Source organism: Sulfobacillus sp. TH-112 (genome assembly GCF_057473405.1).
In genome coordinates, this window is sequence record NZ_JBYCKN010000112.1 from 1 (window position 1) to 7,428 (window position 7,428).

At 52.6% G+C, this 7,428-nt stretch carries 6 protein-coding genes; 4 read left to right on the plus strand and 2 right to left on the minus strand.

What is annotated here, in order from left to right:
• The 3 genes from ACOJWD_RS07560 to ACOJWD_RS07570 form a co-directional block, all read left to right on the plus strand.
• The coding region (locus ACOJWD_RS07560; protein WP_486992616.1) for an MFS transporter at positions 1-981 on the plus strand (981 nt) is incomplete at its 5' end.
• A 124-nt stretch (positions 982-1,105) separates the two neighbouring features.
• Complete coding sequence (locus ACOJWD_RS07565) at positions 1,106-3,685, plus strand: penicillin acylase family protein (protein ID WP_486992617.1); 2,580 nt, start codon at positions 1,106-1,108, stop codon at positions 3,683-3,685.
• 25 nt (positions 3,686-3,710) lie between these two features.
• Positions 3,711-4,124, plus strand: a complete 414-nt coding sequence (locus tag ACOJWD_RS07570) for a hypothetical protein (protein ID WP_486992618.1) — start codon at positions 3,711-3,713, stop codon at positions 4,122-4,124.
• On the opposite strand, the gene ACOJWD_RS07575 is transcribed toward ACOJWD_RS07570, so the two are convergent.
• Positions 4,109-5,305: an MFS transporter gene (locus ACOJWD_RS07575; protein WP_486992619.1), complete on the minus strand. Its 1,197-nt coding sequence runs from the start codon at positions 5,303-5,305 to the stop codon at positions 4,109-4,111. The genes ACOJWD_RS07570 and ACOJWD_RS07575 overlap by 16 nt on opposite strands.
• A 72-nt stretch (positions 5,306-5,377) precedes the next feature.
• Here ACOJWD_RS07575 and ACOJWD_RS07580 point away from each other — a divergent pair, with 72 nt between their 5' ends.
• Positions 5,378-6,577 carry a CynX/NimT family MFS transporter gene (locus ACOJWD_RS07580; protein ID WP_486992620.1) on the plus strand — a complete coding sequence of 400 codons (1,200 nt, stop codon included), beginning with the start codon at positions 5,378-5,380 and terminating at the stop codon, positions 6,575-6,577.
• Between the two features lie 169 nt (positions 6,578-6,746).
• Here ACOJWD_RS07580 and ACOJWD_RS07585 read toward each other — a convergent pair.
• Positions 6,747-7,428 (minus strand): DUF1641 domain-containing protein (locus tag ACOJWD_RS07585; protein ID WP_486992621.1); only part of this gene is annotated, 682 nt, incomplete at its 5' end.

Sequence of the window (7,428 nt, forward strand, 5' to 3'; positions counted from 1 at the left end):
ATTTGTCTGCCGATGGCGGGGCTCTTATGGATCGCGTTTACCAGTGCCGATACCCTGGATCTGGCGATTGTCTTTCTCTTTAGTTTCTATTTTTTCCAGCAGGCATCGCCGACACCCTACCAAGCCTGGATGCCGGATATTGTGGCGCCAATCAATTGGGGGAGAGCCTCCGGTCTCTTGAACTTCTGGTGGCAAATGGGAAACTTCCTCGCTTTTTTGCCTATCCCGCTCCTGTGGGAAAAGCTCCACGGAGGCGCCTTCATGATTACCGCGCTACTGATGATTGCTGGAGGAGCCGTGACCGGCCTTACCGTGCGAGAAAGCCCTCACGTCCGGACTGCTCGTCCTTCACGTCCCTCCATGAAGCCCTTTCTCTCCGCCAATTTGATCAAGTATTTTGTGGCGCAATTTCTATGGTGGTTAGCGTTTGAGGCAATGGCCTCATTCTTTACGCTATTCATGGTACATACCTTGCACGGTACCGTCATCGATTCTGCGCTAGGCATGGCGCTCTTTACGCTCTCTGCCATCCTGACCTCAATCCAATTTGGCCGCATTTATAAGACCCGGTCTCCACGACGAGTGTTAAGCATCTGCCTCGCGGCGTTCGGCATTCTTGGATGGACGGGAACTCTAATTCATCATGTCACGCCAGGCTTTGTGATTCTCTTTGTAGCAGGAATCTTCTGGGGCGGCATTCAAGTGGTCAGCTATCCGTGGGGCACCGACCTTTTACGGGACAATCTTCCGGTCCACGCAGACCCTTTACTTTATCATGGATTCCTATACGGTTTAGCTAATCTCGCCCAAGCTCTAGGCCTCTTGGTCGCAGCGCCTTTAGCCGGTGTGGTCATTGCTGCGCAACATGGATGGTACGGCGCTATGTTCTGGATTAGCCTCGTCGCGTCTGCGATCGCCCTGGTTGTCGTGCTTAGTGTTCGCGATCGTTCCACCCCTGCTTCCCTCTACGCGAGGTCCTGAGAAATATCTCGGGCCGGCGGCGTTTTCAAAAATGTCCTTGCAATCAGAAGGAAAAAGATAGTACTCTCGCGAATATTGCCATCAATCAATTATTTCATTGCTCAACTTAGGAAACGGGGTTCCCATGATACGTACTCGATCCATCATTTCTCTGGTCCTCGCGCTTCTTCTCTCAGGCCTGGTCATTCACATTGGCATTAACGGGTTCGGGCCACTCCCTCCGCTTGGCACCGCCTTCAGTCCAACTAGAGGAGTCTATACCATGGCCTCGACCGCCTTGCGCCCCCACACACAAACCCTCACCGTTCCGGGGCTGACCTCGTCCGTCGAGATTCGCTACAATGCCCAGGGAACGACTTATATTGAAGCAAAAACTGACCACGATCTCTTCCTGACCATTGGATACTTGCAAGCTAGAAATCGCCTCTTCCAAATGGATCTCATGCGCCGACAAGGCGAGGGGCTATTGTCTCAAGTCATTGGTCCCGCAGCCCTCTCGTCTGATCGATTCGAGTTACAGTTGGGGCTTTTGCGCACAGCGCGCGCCAATTGGGTCCACCTCAATTCTTCCTCGCGATCGGCACTCTTAGCCTACTCAGTTGGTGTAAATGATGTAATCCGCTCGGATGAGCAACATGGAACCCTCCCCGCCATGTTTAAACTATTAGGGTACCGCCCGGCGCTTTGGACTCCCATCGACTCCCTGGTCATTCAAGGAGACATGACCCAGGATCTGGACTACACCACCGCCCCTATTGAGTACGGAATCTTAGCAAAGTCATTGACCTATACGCGAACTATGCAGTACTTCCCTGTGAGTGAACCCAATGTACAACACCCTTACGACTTGGGCCCCTATACGAAAACCTCATTAGCCCCAATGGAGTCACAAACATTGTCTCAAACTACATATGACCTCACAGGAGGGGTCCCGGATAACGCTCTCCCCGGACAAGCTCGCTCACTTGCTGGCGAAGCTTCGGCGTCACTGAATGACGCGCATGCGGCGACCATCGCCCTCAAAGACTTGGCCGACGTGACGAACAGCTTTCATCATAGTTTTTCAGATAGCAACAACTGGGCCGTCTCTGGATCGAAAACAGCCAACGGCCAAGCCATGATGGCTGGTGATCCGCATTTGAACCAGACCCTTCCCTCTATCTGGTATCAAATTGCGGGCACCGCCCCAAATTTTCACTTTTCCGGCGTCAGCATTCCGGGTCTACCCATGATTCTGATTGGACATAATGCCAACATCGCTTGGAGTCTCACCAATGTCCAAAATCAAGCCACCTTGTTTTATCGCGAAACCATAAATCCCCGTAATAAGAGACAATATAAGTACATGGGTTCCTGGCGCGCCATGAAAGAAGTGCACTACCTCATTCCCGTGAAGGGACATCTCCCCATTCCCCTTACGGTCCAGATGACGGTCGATGGACCACTGATGACGCAGTCATCCAAAACCTATGCGGTAGATTGGATGGGAGCTCTTCCGTCTGCCGACGTCGAGAGCATGCTCGACATTATTCAGTCCCAAAATTATGCCGCATTTAAGAAAGCCCTCGCGTTATGGCATGCACCGAGTCAAAACTTCATTTATGCCGACCGTTATGATCATATTGGGCTCATCTCGGCAGGCTACTATCCAGAAGTGGCCCATGGTCACCCCTGGATGCCACTCTCCGGCGATGGCTCCGACGCGATTATTGGCACCATTCCGTATAGCGCAGTGCCACAGTCCTATGATCCACCATCTGGGTTGCTATTTTCCGCCAATCAACGGGAAGTCACCAATGGCTATCCATACTACATTGGGACCACCATGGATTTCTTTTCGACCGGGTTTCGCGCTGATAAAATCTATCAGACGCTAAAAAGTGCCAAACATATCACGCCGGTCTTTTTCCAACATCTCGAAAATAATACTCAAGATGTTCTCGCGACCCAAATGGTACCGGAACTGTTAAAGGCTCTCCAACATGCGACCCTGAGTCCCGAGGAAAAAGCTGCCGTCGCTCAACTTGCGCGATTTCACGGTAATATGACCGTCCAATCCCAAGGGGCCACCATTTGGTGGTTTTTTATCAATCAATATATGAAAAGTACCTTCGGCCCCTGGTGGAAAGCGGACCACGTGCCGGTCAACATCGATCCCAACCTCGTTCTCAATACCACCACAGAGGTGGGAAATCCTCTGGTCGATGACCTTGAAGCGTGGACCGCCAATGATCCCGAAAACCCAGCATTTTCTCTACCCAACGGAACGCGCCGAACTGCCCAACAAGTGATGGTCAGTGCATTGAGGAATACTGTCACGTTATTGCAGCATCGTCTCGGTAAAAATCCCCAAGATTGGCAGTGGGGTCGTGTGCACTTTCGTCATTTTCCCTCCCTAGCTCAAGTGGCGGCATTAGGCTACGGACCTCGTCCCAGTAGCGGTGACTCTTGGACGGTGGATGCAGCCGATGGCGGTCTGGTATCAGAGGCTGGCCCGAGTTGGCGCATGATTGTCTCTTGGCAAGGAGCGAAGGCGCCACCCTTTGCAGAAAGCGTCTATCCCGGCGGACAAAGTGAGAATCCTCTCTCCCCTTGGTACCAAGATCAGATTCCCGACTGGTGGAATGGCCGCTATTATGCGATGACACCTATCACTCGAATCATCGCCAATCGCCACTTAGTGCGTTGGACGCTCGTTCCGTAAGCTTTGAAAGGAGACAGAACCCCACATGAACATCACACGACCACTGCTTCAGCAATTAGGAGTGCTCATCCTTGGTATTCTCGCAACCTGGGGCGGACTGGCACTTGGATGGTGGTATAGCCCCCTTATCGTCGCCGTACTGTGGACGCTATGGGTCTCAGCGTGGTGGCGTCAATATGCAGGCGCTGTCCTAATCGCACTTTTCGGCACGGTGCTTCCCCTAACGGTGGAGTCGCTGCATGAAAACGTCATCGGGGCTGCCACCGTGACGGCAGCCATGATGGGATATACGCATCAAGGATACCTGGTCTTTATGCTTACATTGGGTTTTGCAATTTTACTGTCTCTATCGGGAGCCTTTCTCGGACACGCGGTAAGAAACCTCATGTGGGGGTCTGCAAAAGACGAGACGCGTTCTTCTCCTCATTCGGTGTCATAGTCAGGTCTCTCGAAGGCAAAGAACTGACCAATCAAGATCGCCATCCCCAACGCAACAATTCCCAGTAGGATAAATGCACGAGAAAAATGAGTCTCATGGCCCATGACGAGCGAAAATACCCATGGGCCAACAATGATGCCGGCATTTTCTCCGACAATGATATAGCCCATTGCCCGTGAAATTTCATGTTCTGTTTGCGCCACTAAGTTAGGACTTAAAAACACCAACGTGGGAATGAGTCCTCCTACTAGATTGACGACTAGAATCACGGTGAGGGAGAGCACGACATTATGAACCGAAAGCGCGCCCCATCCCAAGGCCATTAATAAAGAGACTGCCATAAATAGCCAAAGTGCCGGCTTCATGCGAGACATCACCAGGCCGCCTAAAAGATTCCCCCCAGCACTGAATAAACTGCCCGCAGCGCCAACAAGTCCAGCGACGGCAAGCGTCCAGTGATAGTCGTGAGTCAGCCAAGTCGAAAGCCAAGTATTGAAGGCAAAGATATCGAATGTAAAGCATCCGAAGGCCATCGCGATGACCATAACCGCTTTGCGCCACGGCGGGCGACCTGTAGGCGTGAGTGATTTCTTCTCGCGATCTATGGGACCGAGACCAGTGAAGACCAATAACAATGCTGCCACAAAATCTGCAGCGCACTGAAGCATTAAAAGGGGCCCAATACGGTTTGCGGACATCAGATGAGGAGCCACTAAAAACATAATCAGGCTGCCCACGGGAACCCAAGTAGCCCAAATACCCATCCCTGTGGACACCAAGTCATGCTGTACTTCGGATCCGATTTTCGCTGGAGCAGCCACGGAAATTAAGCCAAATCCCACACCCGCCACAGCCCGTGCGATCAGAAATACGGCTACCGACGGCATGCGAAAACCGTACCACTCCACCCCGGTGGCCAGCATAAGCCAAACCAGTCCTAGGCACGCCACGCGAGTCGTTCCCCAACGGCGAATCAATCGCGCAGCCACTAGGGCACTAAGAATTGTCATCGCGGCATAAGCGCCCATAAAGAGGCTCTCAATGGACTGTGGGGAGTGAAAGTGTTGGTGCAATAGCGGCATAACTGGGGGGACCATAAATTCAGTCATGGTCCCCGCTAAACCCGCCGCGTAGGCCGCGACCACAATATAGAGAGAGCGTGAAATGGGTGTATCGTTCATGAGTTCCGGATCTCCTCATCAAATGATTGAGTCAAGCCCACGCTCTGATATACAATGAGTCGTTTACACCGTTTGAAGGAGGCGACCACGCTGTCCCAACCCACATCTCGTTCTCAACCTATTCTTCTAATCGCCGCCATTATTCTCATGGCTGCCAACCTGCGGCCCACGATTACCGGAGTTGGTCCTTTAATCTCGGCCATCCGCGCTGGAACCGGATTAGAAAATAGCATCGCCGGTCTCCTCACTACCTTACCACTCTTAGCCTTTGGCGTGATTTCTCCACTAGCGCCACGGTGGGCACGAAAGTTAGGCATTGAACGAACTTTATACCTAGGACTCATTGTTCTCTTTATCGGCACGCTAGTCCGTTCAGAAGGCTCCATAGCCTGGCTGTTGATTGGCATGTTCTTAGTTGGTGCAGGGGCAGCCATTGCGAACGTGCTCTTGCCCAGCCTCGTGAAGCGAGACTTCCCCACCCAAATCGGCCTTATGACCGGGCTATATACTACCATCATGAATGTATTTGCCGGACTAGCGTCAGGCATCAGCATTCCTCTCTCTCGGCAGATGGGGCTGGGATGGCGCGGATCCCTGGCCAGTTGGATGATTATCACCGTGATTGCCCTTATCGTCTGGGTCCCGCAGCTACGACACCGTCATATCCCAGATTCACGCCCTCAAGGCGGCCTCTGGCGTTCGCGCATCGCCTGGTATATCACTCTATTTATGGGATTACAATCCTTTCTTTTTTATGTCAACGTGGCTTGGTTACCCAGTCTTTTACATGACCGCGGGTTAAGCCTAGCGACCGCGGGTTGGCTCGTGTCATTGATGCAAATTGTGAGCTTACCAGCTACGTTCATCGTGCCTATATTGGCTGGCCGGCGAGCTGAACAACGTGGTTACGTGGTCGCGGTAAGCGCATTCTTCTTAGTAGGGTATTTAGGACTATTACTCACCTCGGGAGCACTTTTGTCGATTTTCTGGGTCATTCTCATTGGTTTTGGGGCAGGTTCAAGCATTAGTCTAGCTCTGGCATTCTTCAGTCTGCGGACTCATCATCATGAGGTCTCCGCACAAATCTCTGGAATGGCCCAATCTATCGGCTACCTACTGGCATCGGTAGGCCCGTTTAGCATCGGGCTTCTCTACAGTGCTTCTAATTCATGGATCGGACCCTTAATCATACTTGTTGTGGTCACCATCGTCATGGCGTTCTTTGGTCTTGGTGCCGCACGAAATGTCTATATCGAAGCCGCTGAGACCTAGCCTGGTAACACGACCGCCTTGGAGCGCGAGAGGCAGACATTTAGCATGTTCGCGATCCTCGTACTAGGAGACCAGATTGAGCCCCATAGGTGCCGACCGTATCCCAAGAGACCACGAGAGCGCCGCAGGCAATAGTCCGCGGCGCTCTCCATTCTCCTCACAGTGAAAATTACCCATCAATGACCTGTGGCAATCGACGCAACAGCGCCATCACAATTTTGACACCTCGTTGTATTTCAGGATCTTTGAGACTGCGCAGGATCCCCGTAGCCGACATCTTCGAGTGATCGTTTGCCGCGTCGCGCCGTGCTAAAGCCAGGGCATCTGCCGTCCGTACTCCTAGGTCCAAAAGCCCCGAATCTAGCGCATCATTGAGCGATTGCGCAGCAATCGTGGCAATGGTCACAGAACGTTCAACAATTTGGGGGGTAATGGAATCATGCAATCCACGTAGCAATGACACCATTTCCATGAGAGTGTCCCAAGTACCATCTTGTCGCCACATCCCCAACTGCTCCACCATTTCAGCCAAAGCATTCCCATGGGCTTCCACTGACTTTACCGTCTCTCTAATCCCCGGCCCTGCCTCGCCGGCGATCTGTCCCAGTCCCACGGCCAGGTCCGCTAGACGTTCCGCTATGGCCGGAGTCGCACTATCCTTAAGCGCCGCGACTAATGCCGCCACTTCACTCACAGAGGCCAGAACACCTGTTCTCTCCCAATCACCGAGTTGCTGAATGGTGCTGACCAATGCATCAGATTCGTCCATGGTGGCCTCCACCAAGCGACCAGCTTCCTTAGGCCGAACCTCAGCCATGGTCGCTCCCAAGGCCACCATGATGTCACTGATA